This is a genomic window from Flavobacterium sp. PLA-DH12, assembly GCF_059511845.1.
Genome location: NZ_JCAMPD010000010.1, coordinates 144,040 through 162,623, shown reverse-complemented (window position 1 = coordinate 162,623; position 18,584 = coordinate 144,040). Strand labels below are relative to the sequence as shown.

The following is an 18,584-nucleotide window of genomic DNA, read 5'->3' as shown; positions in this document are numbered from 1 at the left end:
TGTTTATATCTGCTAAATCTGTGAGATAAAAAAACTATATGTAGAATTATCTCTCGCAGATCTCGCAGATTTTGCAGATTTTTTTTTAAATCTGCGTGAAAACAAACTATTCTCAAAAAAAACAAACCTCCAAGTATATTTTGGAGGTTTGCATCAAAAAACAATAATTCAAAAAAAATTATAACTTAATATTTATCGTAGAACCATCTTTTATGACCTTATTCATTAAAAGTTTCTTACCGTCAGTTATTTTTAATTTTAGGTTTTTACCAGCTCTTTCGACTGTAATGTCAAAATCGTGTTCAAAGGCATGAATCTGTTTTAATTTCATAGTATTCCAAGATTTTGGAAGACGAGGTGTAAGATCAAAACTACGCAAACCTGTCGGACGAATACCAAATAATCCCTCTGTAAAAATTCGGCAATATAAACCGCTTTCAGCCGAAAGATGACGTTGATCGCCTTCTGGATAGGCTTCTACAGGATACGGAACGTGATCTCCCAATAAGCGACGATCAGAATAATAATGTAAAAAATCAAGCGCTTTATCTGTCTCGCCAGCAGCAAGAACTCCTCTTAAAGCATACAAAGTAGAGCGATCCCAGAATATCTTATCTCCGGCAACACTTGCAAGACCATCTTTTGTCCATAATCTAGGAGAAAATAATGCGTCTATCGTTCCGTTTTTTCGATCATAAATGCCCATTGTAAGTGGCGTACAGATCCAAGCTCTTAAGACATCATTTTCTTTATAGTATTTGTAGGTTTCAAAGCCTTCAACTTTAGCTCCAAAGTATTTTTCTATAGCTGTTTTTAATTTTTCAGCTTCGACTTTATATGCTTTTAGCTGTGTTGCATTTTTTCCTAAAACGTTGCCTAGGTAAACTGCAGAATTTAAAGCATCATAATACAAAGAAGAAGTATTCAAATTGGCTTTTCCTGCTGGAAGACGTCCTTCAAGTTCATCAGAATCTGAAGCAACTATGCCATCAGCATTTATTTTTCTGTGACAGTATTCTAAGCACCATTCAATTAATGGCCACAATTGTTTTGCTTCGTCTGTATTTCCTCTAGAAAGCGCGTAACGAGCAGCTCCGTACGCAATCATCGCGCCATCTCCGCGATCTCCTGCGCCAGCCCAAATATCTGTTCCCTCTGCAACAATAGAACTCGGAATCGCTTTATAATCCTTGTTCATAAATTTGGCAAATTGAAGGTAAGCATTTAAAGATGCTTGATTTCCATATTCATATCCTAAATAAGGGAAAAATGGACCAATATATTCCGCTTGATCATTTGCCCAAATGGCGGCATAATACGATTCTCCACCAGGACCGTGCATTGGACCGCCTTTGGTTTCAAAAATACTTTCTGCCGCTCTGATTTTCGCGAAAGCAAATTCGGTATTCAAAACCTGATCTGGTGTTTCCAAAATCAATTTGCTCCATATTTCGCGAATCAATTCTAAACGTTTGTTTTTTTCATCTTCAGCATTTACAGCAGGAACTGTTTCGTTTGCTTTAATGCCTGAATAGATAACAGAAAAGCTAACAGTTTCATTTGGTTTAAGATTAAAACTTCCATTATTAATAAGATCAGCATGTATAGTGTAACTGCCTTCTGTTCCTTTAGCTGAATCTGTGGTATAAACCGCATTCGATTTTGGAATTTCTACAATACAGTTTTTATCAGAACTGTTTTTAAGGGTATAAATTTCATTATAAACCGATAAAGCTGTAGAAGGAAAAAATTGTCTGGTAAGCTCAAGATTGTCTGTTTTACTTTTAACTAATAATGTTCCGTTAAGAGTCAGCGAGATTGTTTTTTCTGCTGGAATTGGTTTGTAATTTACGGTAACAAGGTTAAAAGCATCCTGCGCAAACTGACGTGTTAAACTGGCATGGGTATTATTCGGAATGGTTCTCAGCATTGGCCAAACCAAACTGCGTGTAGCATGAAAAGAACCATCCGCTGCGACGCCATATCTCAGAACGCACGAGATTCTTTTACCGCTCATTTCGATATGATCATCATGTGGAATTGTGTTGTTTATTTGCCAAGAAATAGAACCATCAGTATTAATTTGCCAACGTTGGTCGTTTTGTGAAAATCCCGTATTTGTAATAAAGCAGAATGCCATAAGGACAAATAAGATAGATTTAAGTTTTTTTCTAGAAGATATCTTCATAGCATTTGTTTTTTTAATTGTTATCCAATGTATTAGTAGTACGCTGGATGAGTTGTTTTTTAGCGACAAGCTGCCGTTATTTTTTGTCCAGGATTCACACGAATTGTAATAGCAGTGTAGGGATTTCCCTTGTTATCCTTTTCATGAATTACGGCAGCTTTTTTTTCATTTATAAAAATAGAATTATAATTTCCAGTAAACATAGCTTTCCATTCTATAAAATTTTCGCCTTTGTTGTGTAGTGTTGTTGTTTGGTTTTTGTGTTTTACAGCTAATGTTGTCTGTAGCACTGGTAAATTGTCGACCTCAGAAACGCTATCTTTTTTTCCTCGATTTACTGTTGTTATTATTTTTTTTGATGCATCTGGCTCTATTCCCATACAACCATGAATGATGCCTTCAATTACGCCGTATGAAACTTCTGGATATTCTCTTCTTTTGGTTTCAGGGGCGGTTAAGTGTAAAATGTATTCGTAGGCTTTATCTTCATAGCCATATTTATACAATAGAAAAGGAAGATAAGAGGCATTTTCTACATTGCTTTTTGCAGAAATAATGTTCTTAATTGTTTTTTCGGTTCTGTCTGCATTTGTTAAAGCATCGAACCATAATAAAAATAGTTCGCCAAAATCTTTACTGAATTTGCCGTCAGCAGTGTAAATTACATTATAAGCCGAAGCATTTTGATCCCACCAGATTTGTTCTATCTGCTCTTGATATTGTATTGCTTTTTTCTCAAAGAAAGCTGCTTTTTCAAATTGCGCTTTTTCTTTTAAAATAGAAGAATAGGTAAGCAAACCACGATAAATTGCTGCAACCAGATCGACCCCCATTTTTAGACCAGGAATGCCTTCAGAATAGGAAGCCAGTCCTCGACATTTATGAAAATCGTCTTTAATATTGAATGGAGCAGGAGAGTTTACAAATTCTGGTCTTGTCAATAATGATTCCGATTCGAGATTCCAGCGTTTTATATATGCTGTCGAAGATTTTTCGAAGAAATTCTCAAACTCAGGATTTTTGATATAACCTTCATCTCCAGTCCATAAATACAATCTCCAGCAAGCAAATATGATATCAAAATTGCTGTTAAGATTGTACCAGAATTCTTTGTCGTTTCTGTAATCTTCGGGAGCAGGTTTTCCATATTTATTGATTTCCCAATAAGAGCACCAGTCTTTATTTTCTGAAATGTTTTTAGCAAATAGCGAAAGCATATTTTTATTTTCGTTACTCAATCCAAGAATTTCTGCGCCAATGCTCTGATGCGATACGTCTCGCATGCAAAATGCAGATCTAGAAGGCAGAGCCGCTTCATACCATGGTCCAACAGGATCATTAGAATTTCCTTTATAGCTCAAGGCCATATTTTTGGCACGCTCAAAAGCAAGCTGAAGTGCAGAATCTGAAGATTTGAAAGTAACGGTTTCTTGACTAAATGCATTCAAAAAGAAACAGCAATGAGCCAGTAAAACTAAAAAGTGATTTTTCATAGAGCTATTTTCGATTTGGATTTTGGTTTGAATACATTTTAAAAGCAAACCCATCCCCCTAGATGGGTTTGCTTAATTGGTTATAGTTAATTATAACCAGGGTTCTGGGGTAAACCTGTTCTGTTAATTTCATCTCTAGGTATAGGAAGCAGATAATGTTGTGGTTTGAAAATCCTTTCCTGAACTTTGGAGTACGTGTAAGTTTTAGAACCGTCACTGTTTTTAGTAATAATTACTCCCATTAATGGTTTGTTTTCAGTTTCTTCGGCTATTTTCCAACGTCGTACGTCATAGTAGCGGAATCCTTCAAGACATAATTCAACTTGTCTTTCGTTGCGGATTTTATTCTCTAAAGCTGTTCCTGTTAAACCAGTTAACGGATTTGTTATTCCTGCGCGCTGTCTTAATAAATTAAGGTATTGAATTGCAGTTCCTTCATGCCCCAATTTAAATTCTGATTCAGCATAGTTCAGATATATTTCTCCTAAACGAGAAATAATCCAAGCTTTATTAGTTTGCGTTTCATTATTGTAATTGTACGTTGTATCGCAATATTTACGGAAAGTATAACGAGTTTTACTAGCATTCCAAGTATCCCAACCTTGAGGAGAATCTAAACCTCCTTCGTAGAATTCAGCTTTATTTGAACTTCCTGCATCATAACGATCTTGAAAGAATTCAGGTTTTCCGTAAGCACGTCCGTCGTATACAATATTTTTATAAAAACGCGGATCTCTGTTTACATACGGTTTTTGAGGATCGTAACCAGATGTTGGGTCAGTAATGTCTTTTCCGTCAGCTGTTCCGTAAGCATCAATATGGCTTTGGCTTGGCGCAAAATTGGCCCATCCGTGAAAACCACTCGGAGAATTAAACATTTCTACACCATTAAATGCGCTCCATTGCGGATCTTTACTAGACAAACGAGAGAAGATAACTTCTGAATTGTTGGTAGTGAATAAATCTTCATACTTTTTATCGTAAAGCGAATATATATTTAAATCCATAACCGCTTTTGCAGCGTCTGATGCTTTTTTCCATTTTGCCAAATCATTAGAAGGATTCCATTGCGGACTTGCGGCATAAAGCAATGTTCTTGATTTGATAGCAAGTGCAGCCCCTTTTGTAACTCTTCCAAGATCTGTAGCTGTTAGAGGAAGTAATTCGGCAGCTTTGTCCAATTCTCCCACAATAAAGTCAACGCATTGATCATAAGAACTGCGGTCTACTTTAAAATCACTATTTAACTCAAAAGGTTTAGTAACAAGAGGAACCCCACCGTAATCACTAGTTAATTTGAAGTATGCATAAGCTCTTAAGAAAAGCACTTCGCCTTTTAATCTGTTTCTCCAAGCTTCATCTCCAGGTACATTATCAATTCGAGACAAAAAGATATTGCAATTTTGAATAGTAGCATAAGTAGGTTTCCAAGTATTGAAATCTCCTGCGTTGTCTGGAGTAAGAGCACCAGAATTAAGATTCCACACATCATAATCGTTAAAATTATTAAAGGCTTCATCACATGCAGTAGATAAGATCCAGCTTCGATTTGTTTTGTCGTTCCAGTTGTGCTGAGTGCTTGGTAATACCGTATATAAGTTATTAGCGAAAGCTTCTGTAAGTTTTAAGTCGTTCCATACATTTTCATCAGTGTAAGAATCCAAAGGAGCTTTGTCTAATGGATCTTCGCTACAGGATGTTACCGCAGCAATAGCAATAAAAAGAGCCGCCGCAATTACTGCTTTCTTTTTTATATTAAATAGTTTATTGATTTTATAATTTTTCATGTCTTGATCTTTTTACCTTGTTATAATTCAATGCTTACACCGATTCTGTAGATACGGGTTTGTGGATAAATTACGCCCGTTTTACTGTTTGTTTCAGGGTCTAAATTGTATTGTTTCATGTGGTCAATAGAAAACAAATTAGTTCCTCCAGCATAAAATCTCGTATTTAATATTCCGAATCTAGACAAGACTTTTTCTGGTAATGTATAGGAAACTTCTAAAGATTTTAATCTGAAGAATGATGCGTCTTTTAGCCAAAAGTCAGCTTCAATATTGTTTCTCGGATCAGAATCATTGAATGCAACAGGGTATTTAGAATTTGGATTATCTGCTGTGTATCTGTCGTCGTACAACCATCTTGGAGGCGCTACAATAGCTCCTTGAGCTTGTGGAAGTATTACTTGTTTTGCTTTTGCCTGTCCTGTCCAAAGCATATCTATAGAAAAACCTTTGTATTCAGCTCTCATAGGAATACCATAAGCAATTTTTGGTGTTGCAGATTCTGGAATTCTTACTTTATCATTAGAAGTGATGTTTCCGTCACCGTCAGTATCTTTTACCCAAAGATCACCTGGTTTTGCTCCTTCAAAATGAGGAGAACCGTCAACTTCTGCCTGAGTACGGTAAATTCCGTTTGTTTGGTATACTAGCCAAGAATCGATTGCTCTTCCAGTTGATTTTTGCCAAGCCGGAATGTTTGCTGCTTCATCGCGAAATAATACTTCACTTTGTGCATAAGTAAAGTTAAAACCAACACTATATTTAAAACTATTGATATGATCTGCATAATTAACAGACCAGTCAGTTCCTCTGTTTACCGTTTTTCCGATGTTTTCTTTTGGAAGAGATAATCCTGTGTACAAAGGCACAGAAGCATTTCTCGCTGCTAAAATATCAGATCTTTTATTGCTGAAATAGTCAAAAGTTGCCGTTAATTTATTGCCGAAGAACCCAAAATCAAATCCGATGTTTTTAGAATCTTGAATTTCCCAAGTAATATTTGGGTTCGGAGTAGAAGAAAGATAAATACTATTGTTTAACGTATAATCTGATCCAAAATAGCTGTAAAGTTGCTGATCTGTTGTTAGCTGATATCTTGTTAAGAAAAGATATTGGTTAAGATAATCTACACCATTAATGGTTTCTCTCAAATCGTCATTCCCCATTCTTCCCCAAGAAGCTCTTATTTTAAGCTGGTCAATTAATTTGATGTTATTTTTGAAGAAAGGCTCTTCAGAGATTTTCCAACCAGCACTAATAGCAGGGAACATACCCCAACGAGTTGAAGAAGGGAAGTTGAATGATCCATTATAGCGAGCAGTAACTTCTGCAAAATATTTATCGTCAAAATTGTAAGCAACTCTTCCAAGGAAACTTTCACGTCCGTCTTGATATGCGCCACCTGTAGCATTTTGTCCTTTAGTGCTTCCAGTAAAAATCTGATCCAATTGATCGCTCAATAAATCTCTTCTATAAGCATACGTTTGAGTTTTGTCCATTGTAGTCTGCTCATATCCAACAAAAGCATTTACCGCGTGTTTGTTGAATTTACGATCGTAGGCAAGTTTTGCGAAATATGTATTTTGATTCGCAATTCGCTCTTCTTGCATAACGCTTGTTATGCTCGTGCTGTTTTTTACGTTATTATAACTGTCATTGGTTTTGTCGTAAGAATAAGCATCCCACGGTTTTGTGAATTTCTTTTCACTGCGAACATTATAGTCAAATGCTGCATATCCGCTAAGTGATAATCCCTCAGTTATTCTTGGCAATTTTAATTCAAATCCAATTTTTGGATTTACAATTAAGTTTACCACGTGATCATAACCTGCCGCTGGTGAAGACATTAAAATTGGGTTTCTACCATTTGTAATACCCGATGATGGCGAGCCGTTTTTCCAATAAGCAGGAATAAAAGGATACATACTAACCGTTTCGTGCATGATACTTCCAATGCTTACTGCTGGGTAGTTTCTGTCTTCTTTACGAGTAGCAATGTCTAAGTTTACCTTAAAGTTCGAAGTGATATTAACATCAATGTTTGATCTTAAATTGAACTGTCTGTATCTCTCGTCACTGTACCTAAGGTTACTTTCCTGATTTAAGTATTGTCCAGAAAAGAAATATTTAACCTGTTCATTACCGCCATTTACAGAAAGTGAAAGGTTAGCTTGTGGAGCATCTTTTCTATAAACCTGCTTCATCCAGTCTGTACTGGTGTAATTTGGATCATTTCCAGCTTTGTATTTGTCAATTTCTGCCTGAGTATAAGGAAGCGTTGTCCCTTTATGAGCATTCAGTTCGTTATAATACGTCATGTATTCCCACGAATTAACTCTTTCACCCATTCTGGTTAACTGCTGAATACCATAAGATCCGTCAACTTTGATTGTTGGAGCACCAACTTTTCCTCTTTTGGTAGTTACCAGAATAACCCCATTTGCAGAACGAACTCCATAAATAGCTGCCGATGCATCTTTTAGAACTGTTACAGATTCAATATCATCAGGGTTTATCCTGTTCAAATCACGATCGGGAATTCCATCCACAACTACAAGCGGACTTGTCCCTCCTCCAAAAGAGTTAAAACCTCTAATTAAAAGAGTAGAGCTGTCATCACCAGGCCTTCCAGAACGGTTACTGGCAATTACTCCAGACATGCGTCCGGCAATTCCGTTAGATACGTTTGCAGATGCATTTTGAGTTAAAACACCTCCTTTAATTGATGCAATTGCTCCCGTTGTAGAAGCTTTTTTCTGCGTTCCATACCCAACGACAACAACTTCATTTAAGGTTTGATTCTGCTCTACAAGCTGAATGCTTACTGCGTCGTCTGCACGAACTTCTTTTGTTAAAAATCCAGTATAAGAAAAAACAAGAATGCTGTTGGAGTCTGGAACTTCGATAGTAAAATTACCGTCAAAGTCTGTTACAGCTGTAATTTTTGTTCCTTTTACCAGAATGTTTACACCAGGAAGCGGTTCTCCTTGTGAGCCAGTTACTTTTCCCTTTATTAGTTTTTCTATGGCAAAAGATGTGCTTTTGCTGTTTGTCAGAGCTAAATTAGTAGTCAGTTTGTTAGAGAATTTACTCTCTTTTAACTCTGCTGCAAAAGAAGTTTGTAAAGTAAGGGCCAGTAAGGCTCCTGATGTTAGTTTGGTTATCTTCCATTTTTCAGAAGAGAGCCAATCTTTTGTTGGTTTTTGTTTGGTTAATAAAATCATGTTTTGTTGGTTTTTGTTGGTTAGTACTTTATTCTCTCATAGTCCGTTTTTTATCTATTTTTCATTTTGGAGAAACAAAATGCCTTGAGCTCCTGCAGATTGTTTGTGAAAAAAGAGATAAATGTGCAATCCAAATGTATAAATGTTTCTAAGTCAACACATACCAGTGCCTACCAGTTTTTTGCGATATTTGTAAAAAACACGATTTATTTACGATAATATTAAAAGTAAAGTGGGTAATATATGCATAAAATACAAATCAAGGTTATTTGAATAAATAGCTATATATTCTTGTTTTTTGCAGATTATTTTACTCTTGTTTATTTGCGGATTCTTTTTTTTGAATAAGAGGAATGAATGGGTGTGATAGAATGATGGTTTTAATTTTTAAAAGTGGTTAATATAGTATCAGAATTTTCTTTTTGGAATAATTTTGAATTTTTTAAATAGTTTTATTTTTTTAACCATACCAGTCGGTAATTTTAAGCTAATATGTAGGACTAAGCTTGTAAATGTTTTGTCCTGTTTTACGATTAAGAACCTTTTTTAGGTAATAAAATATCATAATCGATAAAAAAGTGTATAAAAATTATCAAAAGTCTATTTTTGAAATATTTTGCTTTTAATATTGAAAAAGCAACGCAGTAAGACGCAATAATTGGATTTAATTATATTTTGCTATTTTTGGACTTCATTTCTTCATAATTTAAAAATGGTCTACCAGAGCTCAAAACCATTTTTATTATGAATTATACCAACTATGTTCCTCTATAGGTATAATTAAATGAATTTTTTCTCGTGGTTTGATTGATAAATGTGATGTACGGAGTTTCGATAGAATTTCAATTATAATCTGAAAAAGATTGTTTTTGGCTTCTTTTTAGAAATCTTCAAAAACGAATATTCACTATTGTTAATTAAAATTTTTATGAAAAAAGCACTATTTCTATTAGTTCTGACCACTCTCTTTTGGAAGGCTAATGCACAAAATGATCCCATCGCTATTGAAACCCAGAATACGGCATTAATCTTAAAAGTGGCAAAAAACGGATTGCTTTATCAATCTTATTTAGGAGCAAAACTGGAAGTTTCGGCATATAATGTACTTTCTAAAGAAACAGAAAGAACATTTGTTATAAACGACGGAAATCCGTTGCTTAATTTAAGACATCAAGTGTATCCAACTTACGGAACCGATAATTTATTTGAATCGGCTATCCGTATGACACATAATGACGGAAACCCTGCTTTGGAGTTAGTGTACGTAAGCCATCAGACAGCAAAAATAGATGGCAATACTACTGAAACTAGTATAAAAATGAAAGATCCAGTTTATCCTGTAGAAGTGACTTTACATTATAAAGCTTTCTATAAAGAGAATGTTATTGAGCAATGGACTGAAATTGTACACCGCGAAAAGAAACCAATAACGTTGTACAACTATGCTTCGTCTATGCTGCATTTTGATGCGGATAAATATTGGCTGAGTCAGTTTCATGGCGATTGGGCTAAAGAAGTTAGAATGCAAGAAAGCGAATTAACCAGGGGAGCCAAAGTAATTGATTCTAAATTGGGAGTACGAACTAATATGTACCAGACGCCAGTTTTCTTTTTAGCATTAAACGACAAAGCCAAAGAAGATAGTGGCGAGCTTGTTGCGGGAACAATCGCTTGGTCGGGAAATTTTAAATTTACTTTTGAGCTTGACAATAAAAATTCGTTAAGAATTAGTTCTGGAATTAATCCGTTTGCTTCAGAATACAGTCTTCAGCCTGACGAAGTTTTTACGACTCCTTCTTTTATTTATACTTTTTCAAACAAAGGAAAAGGGCTGGCGAGCAGGAATTTACATTCTTGGGCAAAAAACTATGGTGTGAAAGATGGCGACAAACCTCGTTTGACTTTACTGAACAATTGGGAAACTACCTTTTTTAATTTCGATGAAAAGAAACTGACAGAAATGTTTGAAGACTCTAAAACATTGGGTGTCGATATGTTTTTATTAGACGACGGATGGTTTGGAAATAAATACCCGAGAAGCGGTGATAAATCTGGTTTGGGAGATTGGCAGGCAACAAAAACAAAACTGCCAAATGGTCTTGGTTTTTTAATGCAGCAGGCAGAGAAAACTGGAGTGAAATTCGGAATTTGGATTGAACCCGAAATGGTTAATCCGAAAAGCGAATTGTATGAAAAGCATCCAGATTGGGTTTTAAAATTGCCAAATAGAGAGGAGAGTTATTACAGAACACAATTGGTTTTGGATTTATCGAATCCTAAAGTGCAGGATTTTGTGTTTAAAACGGTAGATGATATTATGCAGACAAACGGCGGGGTGGCATTTTTTAAATGGGATTGCAACCGAATGATGACTAATGCGTATTCTACTTATTTAAAGAATCAGCAATCTCACTTATTTATTGAATATACTAGAGGTTTATATAAAGTTTTAGAAAGGATTAAAACAAAATATCCGCATTTACCAATGATGCTTTGCGCAGGAGGCGGAGGAAGAACAGATTATGCATTCTTAAAATATTTCACAGAATTTTGGGCTAGTGATAATACCGATCCTTACAATAGAGTATTTATTCAGTGGGGGTATTCGCAGTTTTTTCCAGCTTTTACGATTTGTAATCACGTAACATCATGGGGAAATCAGTCTATTAAATTCAAAACAGACGTTGCTATGATGGGTAAATTAGGTTTTGATATTAATGTAAAGGAACTGAAAGAAAAAGAATTAAAATATACTCAGGATGCAGTTGCCAATTATAAAAGATTAAGCCCTGTAATATGGCATGGCGATATGTACCGAATTGTTTCTCCTTATGAAGACAGTCGCGCTGTATTAATGTATGTTGACGAATCAAAAAACAAAGCTGTTTTATTTTCGTATACGCTTCATCCGCTTTACGATCCGCAATATAATTTGGTTCGTTTTCAAGGTTTAGACGCCAATAAAACGTATAAAGTAGAAGAAATTAATTTAATGCCTGAAGCAAAGAATACGCTGCAAGAATCTGGAGCATCTTTTACAGGAGATTATTTAATGAATGTCGGATTAAGAGTTTCTTCTTCAAAAGTTGAATCGAGTGTAGTGCTTGAAATTACAGCAGTATCTGGGAAATAAAAAGTTATTCTATACAATAAAACAGCTGTTTAATATCGTTTAAAACAACGAGATTAAACAGCTGATTTATTTTTAGCCCAAAGGAATATCTGTAGAGACGCACAGCAGTGCGTCTACACAAAGTATATCCGCAATATATTAGACGCAATGCAGTGCATCTCTACGTTTTTTTTCTTTCACAGATTTTAAAATCCTTTTAATCTAAATAATCTGTGGCTAAAAAACTTTGCGGTTTGGCAACTTTGCGAGCATTTATCTCCCGCAGATTTAGCAGATTGTGGAGATTTTTCTACATCTGTTTTAATCATTATAAATCTGTGCGAAACATTTGTGCTTATGAATTACAAGTTCAGTTTTCTATATTGCAAAGGCGAAAGCTGTTTTAATTCCTTAAACTTTCGGTTAAAATTGGAAATATTATTGAACCCGCATAATTCGGCAATTTCCAAAACAGAGAGTTCTTCATTATTAGATAATAACTTTGCGGCTCTCTCAATTCGTACTTCAATTAGAAATTGAAAAAATGACTTGTTGGTCCGGACCTTAAAATACCGGCAAAAGGCATTTTTTGTCATACTCGCAATAGAAGCAATTTCATCAAGTGTGATGTTTTTATGAAAATTGGTCATTACATATTCAAATACAATCTGCATTCTTTTCCCTTCGTTATCCGTAATTTTCTTTTGATACAAATAATTAGATAGTGGAGTCGTGTCTGATGTAGATAGCCATTTTAGAATATCTAGAAATAATATAAAACGAGTATAGCTATCGGCTTTTTTTAGCTTCTTGAAATATTTGACAACCTTTTTTGGTGCGTTATGGATTATAAATCCGTTTTTACTGCTTTCTAAAATAGGATGGATATTTCTAAAAGTTGACAATTCAAAAAAATCTTTTCCGAACGAATTGAAGGTGAAAAATAAAGTACGCATTACAGAAATCACATTTTCCTGAACATCGCTTCTAAACACATGTGGCAAATTGCTTCCAATTACTAATATATCACCTTCACGGTATTGCGAAATAGTATCGCCGGCAAAAACGGCTCCTTCTCCTTTTTCTATAAAACTAATTTGAATTTCTTCATGCTGATGCAATTTATCATAAAATGAAACTTCGATATCTTCTTGATATATAAGGGGATCTTCTCCAGATTTTGGAATTTTGAATGGGAAAACTTTCATATAGTGGTTAGTTAGTTATAATCAAATATATTGCATTTGAATAAAAAAATGATGCTATAATGTTCTGTTTTTTAAGTTTTGGTCCTATAGAGGGTAATATAGTATCGTTTTGTGGTAATTTTTAAAGGGTGCGCTCTATTGTTTCTAGATAATTTTGGCCTTAATAAAAAATTAAAATTATGAGTATTCAATGGAATGGCGTTATGCCAGCGGTAACTACAAAGTTTACTGCAGATGACAAATTAGACTTCAATATGTTTGAAGTTAATATGAAGGCACAATTAAATGCTGGAGTTTCAGGAATTATTTTAGGAGGCACTTTAGGTGAAGCCAGCACACTTTTAGAAGAAGAAAAAAGAGAATTAGTAAAACATACTGTTGCACTAACAGAAAATAAAGTGCCTGTAATTATGAACATTGCAGAGCAGTCTACAAAAAATGCAATTTTAGCTGCCAATAAAGCTGAACAAGATGGAGCAAAAGGATTAATGATGCTTCCTCCAATGCGTTACAAAGCATCTGATTTTGAAACGGTTACTTTCTATAGTGAAGTGGCAAAAAATACTTCACTTCCTATTATGGTTTACAACAATCCGATTGACTATAAAATTGAAGTGACATTAGATATGTTTGAAGAGTTATTAAAATATGACAACATTCAGGCAGTAAAAGAATCAACTAGAGATATTTCTAATGTTACTAGAATGATCAACCGTTTTGGAGATCGTTTAAAAATATTATCAGGAGTTGATACGCTAGCATTAGAAAGTCTATTTATGGGTTCTGACGGATGGGTTTCTGGATTGGTTTGTGCTTTTCCTGAAGAAACAGTGGCAATTTATAAATTAGCAAAAGCGGGAAGATTTGATGAAGCTTTGAAAATCTACAGATGGTTCTTGCCTTTATTAGAATTGGATATTAATGCATTTTTGGTTCAGAATATCAAATTAGCAGAAGTTGCAACAGGAATTGGTTCAGAATATGTTCGTGCGCCAAGATTGCCATTGCAAGGAGCAGAAAGAGAAAGAGTTTTGGCAATTATTGCTGAAGGACTACGTACTAGACCAACTTTACCAGACTATAAAAATTTATAGTAGCATATTAAAGATTGGCTTAGCTTTTTAGTTTTCAGTCTCGGTTCTCAGCTTTCAGTCGCAGTCTCAGTTTTTCAGTTTCCATTTACAGTCAGGGTTTTCGGTAGCTGTGTTTACTGGGGCTGCGACTGAAACTTGAGACTAAAACCGTAGCTGAAAACTAAAATTGCTCTTAATTCATTTATAAGAAAAAAAACATGATTACAGGAAAAAATTATATAGGAAGCCAGCTAAAGGCAGGTGGAACAAAAATACTAAAAACGTTTAATCCGCTATTGAATACAGAAAATCCATGGGTTTTTACTGAGGCAACTCAAGATGAAATTGAGGAAGCAGTTGCGTTAGCCAATCAAGCATTTGCGAGTTATAAAAATTATTCGGGTATAGAAAAAGCTAAATTTTTGAACGCTATTGCTGATGAAATTTTAGCATTAGGAGACGATCTTTTAGTTCAGTACTGCACCGAATCGGGTTATCCGAGAGGCAGAGCAGAAGGAGAACGAGGAAGAACAATCGGACAATTGAAAGCTTTTGCCGATATGCTTACAGAAGGAAGCTGGGTACAAGCCACAATAGATACTGCAATAACCGACAGACAGCCTGCGCCAAAAGAAGACTTACGCAAAATGTTAGTGCCTTTAGGACCAATTGTGGTTTTTGGATCAAGTAATTTTCCTTTTGCATTCTCTACAAGCGGAGGAGATACGGCTTCGGCTTTGGCTGCAGGTTGTCCTGTTATTGTAAAAAGCCATTCTATGCATATAGGAACGGGTGAAATGGTTGCTTCTGCAATTATTAAAGCAGCTCAGAAAACCAATATGCCAGAAGGTGTTTTTTCTAACCTTATTGGTGACGGAAGAACGCTTGGAACAAGTTTGGTAAAACATCCATTGGTAAAAGGAGTAGGTTTTACGGGAAGCATTAAAGGCGGACGTGCTCTGTGCGATTTAGCTGCACAGCGTCCAGAGCCAATTCCAGTATTTGCCGAAATGGGAAGCATAAATCCAGTAGTACTTTTACCAAACGCATTGAAAAAAAACAGCCAAAAATGGGCGACAGCCTATGCAGGTTCTATCACTTTAGGAGCTGGGCAATTTTGCACGAATCCTGGTTTATTGCTAGCTTTAAAAGGAGAAGAATTAAATGAGTTTACAGAAAATCTAGATCAAGCAATCGAAAAAATTACGCCAGGCTGCATGCTTCATCCTTCTATTTATGCTGATTTTAATAACGGAATTGCAAAAATAGAAGAACAAAATGGAGTTTCAAGAATAGCTCAGTTTAAAGGTGAGACAACACCAAATCACGGTGCTTCAACTGTTTTGAAAGTTGATGGGAAAGAATTTTTAAAGAATGCAGCATTACATAATGAAGTTTTTGGTCCTTTTTCAATTTTAATTGAATGCGAAAATGAAACTGAATTAATAGAAGTAATTTCGAAGTTGGAAGGACAGCTAACAGGTACAATTATAAGTGAAGAGAACGAAATTGACACCCACAAAGAAATAATTGGCGCTTTACAGAATCGTGTAGGTCGCTTAATATATAATGGTGTCCCTACAGGAGTAGAAGTTTGTGCTTCTATGCTTCATGGCGGACCTTATCCTGCATCTTCAGATTCACGTTACACAGCAGTTGGAATAGACGCAGTTTACAGATGGGTCCGTCCAGTAAGTTTTCAGAATTGGCCAGACCATTTACTGCCAGCTGAATTACAAAATGAGAATCCGTTGCAAATTGTTCGTACAGTAAATAATAAACTAACACTATCTCAAATATAAAATGGTAAAGAAAACTTTTTTTTGCGTAGATGCTCATACGTGCGGGAATCCGGTTCGGGTTGTTGCTGGTGGCGGACCAAATCTACAAGGTAATTCGATGAGCGAAAAACGGCAGCATTTCTTAAAAGAATATGACTGGATTCGTAAAGGCTTAATGTTTGAACCGAGAGGACATGACATGATGAGTGGCAGTATATTGTATCCGCCAAGTAATCCTGAGAATGATTTTGGAATTCTGTTTATAGAAACTTCTGGATGTCTGCCAATGTGCGGACACGGAACAATTGGAACTATTACAATTGCTGTCGAAGAAGGTTTGGTGACTCCAAAAGTTCCTGGAATTATTAAAATGGAAGCGCCTGCAGGTTTAGTGCACATCGAATATCAGCAAACAGGCAAAAAAGTAGATTGGGTACGTCTGACCAACGTTAAATCTTATCTAGCTGCAGAAGGTCTTACTATTGATTGTCCAGAATTGGGCGAAATTGTTTTTGATGTGGCTTACGGAGGAAATTATTACGCCATTGTAGATCCGCAAAAGAATTTTTCAGGTGTTCAAGATTTTACAGCAAGTAAAATTATTCAATACAGTCAAGAAGTACGCAATAAGATTAATGAAAAATATCCAGATTATTTTATTCATCCTGAAAATAATACCATTAGAGATGTAACCCATATGTTGTGGACAGGATCGCCTATAGATGCCACTTCATCTGGCAGAAATGCAGTTTTCTATGGCGATAAAGCAATCGATCGTTCGCCATGCGGAACTGGAACATCGGCTAGAATGGCACAATTGCATGCTAAAGGGAAATTGAAAAAAGGAGAAGAGTTTATTCACGAAAGTTATATTGGAAGTAAGTTTATTGGTAAAGTCGTAGAAGAAACTTCTATTGGAGATATTCCAGCTATTGTTCCAAGCATACAAGGCTGGGCAAAAGTGTACGGATACAATAATATTATAATTGATGAAAGCGACGATCCATACGCATTTGGATTTCAGGTTATTTAAAAATCAGTTTATAATATAATTAAGCTGTTGGTTAAATTAAATTATTGTTTTTTGAATAGTCTCTAGTTTTAACTAAGGGATCTTAGAAATTGTAAATAGGATGGGCTTTAGCCAAATTAACATGGTTGTTGTTGAAGCTAAACCCATCTTTTACAATTTTGATTATCTCTATCGTCGTTAAATTAAGAGATTTTTGCATTCAGATTGGAGCTGAGAATTAAATAATAATATTCAGATATAGCCCGTGGTTTCAACCACGGGTACATATAGATTGTTTTTTGATTACATACCCGTGGTTGAAACCACGGGCTATGTTTAAAAATGGATGCAAAAAAAATCTAAGTAAAGACGAATGCAATTGATTTTAACTCAATGAAACATATAATTTGATCCAATAGTTTTAAAATATAATTAGCAGTTCAAAGAACTCTTAACGAAATAAAATTTATGAAAAAAGTTGCTGTTATTGGCGGTGGAATTATTGGCTTATGTTCTGCCTATTATCTTGCAAAGGAAGGTTACGAGGTGAGCGTATTTGATGAATCGGATATGAACAATGGCTGTTCGTACGGAAACGCAGGAATGATTGTACCATCTCACATTATTCCGCTGGCACAACCCGGTATGATTGCTCAAGGAATAAAATGGATGTTTGACAGCCGTAGTCCGTTTTATGTAAAACCACGTTTAAGTAAAGATTTGATAAACTGGGGAATGCAGTTTTATAAACATGCCAATTTGCGCCATGTAGAAAATGCAATGCCTGCTTTACGAGATCTTTCTTTATTAAGTAAAGAATTATATCAAGATTTTGCCAAAGAGAATAATTCTTTCTTCTATGAAGAAAAAGGACTTTTAATGCTTTATAAAAGTGATAAAGTAGGAGAAGAAATGCATCACGAAGGAAAAGAAGCAGAACGTTTGGGACTTGAAGTAGATTATCTGTCAAAAGCAGAAGTTGCACTTTTAGAAAAAGGAACTAATACCAATGTAATTGGAGGAGTTCATTATAAAAGTGACGCCCATTTATATCCGCAAAAATTTATGTCTTTCATAAAGGAAGAATTGGCTCGTTTAAAAGTTGAAATCCATTCTCAAACCAGCGTGAGAGATTTTGTTTTAGAAGGAAATAAAATTGAAAAAATTGTTACTGATAAAGGACTTTTTAGAACTGATGAAGTGGTCTTGGCATCAGGATCTTGGAGCCCTTTTTTGGCTAAAAAATTAAATATCTCAATTTCTATTTTACCTGGAAAAGGATACAGTTTTACATTAAAAGATAAATCCCAAAAACCTAGTATTCCATCTATTTTATGTGAAGGAAAAGTAGCCGTAACTCCAATGGCAAATGATATTAGATTTGGAGGAACTATGGAAATAACACACGCCAAAGACAACAAAATAAATGCAAACCGACTTCAGGGAATTATAAACAGCATTAATGATTTCTATCCTGATATGAAAGTAGAAATGCCAAAAACAGAAGATACTTGGTTTGGCTTTAGACCATGTACGCCATCAGGAATGCCTATTATTACTAGAGACAAAAAAGTTGTAAATTTGACCTTAGCAACAGGACATGCCATGATGGGATTAAGTCTCGCACCGGCAACAGGGAAAATTATAACAGAAATTATTTCTGGCAAACCGACTTCTGTAGCTATTGACAGATTCCAAATATAAAA

10 protein-coding genes are annotated in these 18,584 nt (G+C 35.3%); 5 read left to right on the top strand and 5 right to left on the bottom strand.

What is annotated here, in order from left to right; all coding sequences use genetic code 11:
• Nucleotides 1-178: 178 nt before the first annotated feature.
• The 4 genes from AC5ZCW_RS18665 to AC5ZCW_RS18650 all read right to left on the bottom strand — a co-directional run bounded on the left by AC5ZCW_RS18665 (nucleotide 179) and on the right by AC5ZCW_RS18650 (nucleotide 8,692).
• Entirely contained in the window at nucleotides 179-2,188 is a 2,010-nt protein-coding gene (locus tag AC5ZCW_RS18665; RefSeq protein ID WP_496121207.1) for a hypothetical protein, read from the bottom strand.
• Between the two features lie 59 nt (nucleotides 2,189-2,247).
• Nucleotides 2,248-3,681: a hypothetical protein gene (locus AC5ZCW_RS18660; protein ID WP_496121206.1), complete on the bottom strand. Its 1,434-nt coding sequence runs from the start codon at nucleotides 3,679-3,681 to the stop codon at nucleotides 2,248-2,250.
• 86 nt (nucleotides 3,682-3,767) lie between these two features.
• Nucleotides 3,768-5,468, bottom strand: coding sequence for a RagB/SusD family nutrient uptake outer membrane protein (locus AC5ZCW_RS18655; protein WP_496121204.1), 1,701 nt, complete (start codon nucleotides 5,466-5,468; stop codon nucleotides 3,768-3,770).
• A 20-nt stretch (nucleotides 5,469-5,488) separates the two neighbouring features.
• On the bottom strand, nucleotides 5,489-8,692 hold the full coding sequence (locus AC5ZCW_RS18650; protein WP_496121202.1) for a SusC/RagA family TonB-linked outer membrane protein: 3,204 nt from the start codon (nucleotides 8,690-8,692) through the stop codon (nucleotides 5,489-5,491).
• A gap of 928 nt (nucleotides 8,693-9,620) precedes the next feature.
• Between AC5ZCW_RS18650 and AC5ZCW_RS18645 the strand changes: the two genes are divergently transcribed.
• Nucleotides 9,621-11,825: an alpha-galactosidase gene (locus AC5ZCW_RS18645; RefSeq protein WP_496121201.1), complete on the top strand. Its 2,205-nt coding sequence runs from the start codon at nucleotides 9,621-9,623 to the stop codon at nucleotides 11,823-11,825.
• Nucleotides 11,826-12,166: 341 nt separating this feature from the next.
• Here the strand turns inward: AC5ZCW_RS18645 and AC5ZCW_RS18640 are convergent, their stop codons facing one another.
• Nucleotides 12,167-13,012, bottom strand: coding sequence for an AraC family transcriptional regulator (locus AC5ZCW_RS18640; protein ID WP_343544697.1), 846 nt, complete (start codon nucleotides 13,010-13,012; stop codon nucleotides 12,167-12,169).
• A 179-nt stretch (nucleotides 13,013-13,191) separates the two neighbouring features.
• Between AC5ZCW_RS18640 and AC5ZCW_RS18635 the strand changes: the two genes are divergently transcribed.
• From AC5ZCW_RS18635 to AC5ZCW_RS18620, 4 genes are all read left to right on the top strand, one after another.
• Complete coding sequence (locus AC5ZCW_RS18635) at nucleotides 13,192-14,106, top strand: dihydrodipicolinate synthase family protein (RefSeq protein WP_281632828.1); 915 nt, start codon at nucleotides 13,192-13,194, stop codon at nucleotides 14,104-14,106.
• 197 nt (nucleotides 14,107-14,303) lie between these two features.
• Complete coding sequence (locus AC5ZCW_RS18630; protein ID WP_496121200.1) at nucleotides 14,304-15,887, top strand: aldehyde dehydrogenase (NADP(+)); 1,584 nt, start codon at nucleotides 14,304-14,306, stop codon at nucleotides 15,885-15,887.
• A gap of 1 nt (nucleotide 15,888) precedes the next feature.
• Nucleotides 15,889-16,899: a 4-hydroxyproline epimerase gene (locus AC5ZCW_RS18625; RefSeq protein ID WP_496121199.1), complete on the top strand. Its 1,011-nt coding sequence runs from the start codon at nucleotides 15,889-15,891 to the stop codon at nucleotides 16,897-16,899.
• A gap of 447 nt (nucleotides 16,900-17,346) precedes the next feature.
• Nucleotides 17,347-18,582, top strand: coding sequence for an NAD(P)/FAD-dependent oxidoreductase (locus AC5ZCW_RS18620; protein WP_496121198.1), 1,236 nt, complete (start codon nucleotides 17,347-17,349; stop codon nucleotides 18,580-18,582).
• The last annotated feature ends 2 nt before the right edge of the window (nucleotides 18,583-18,584 follow it).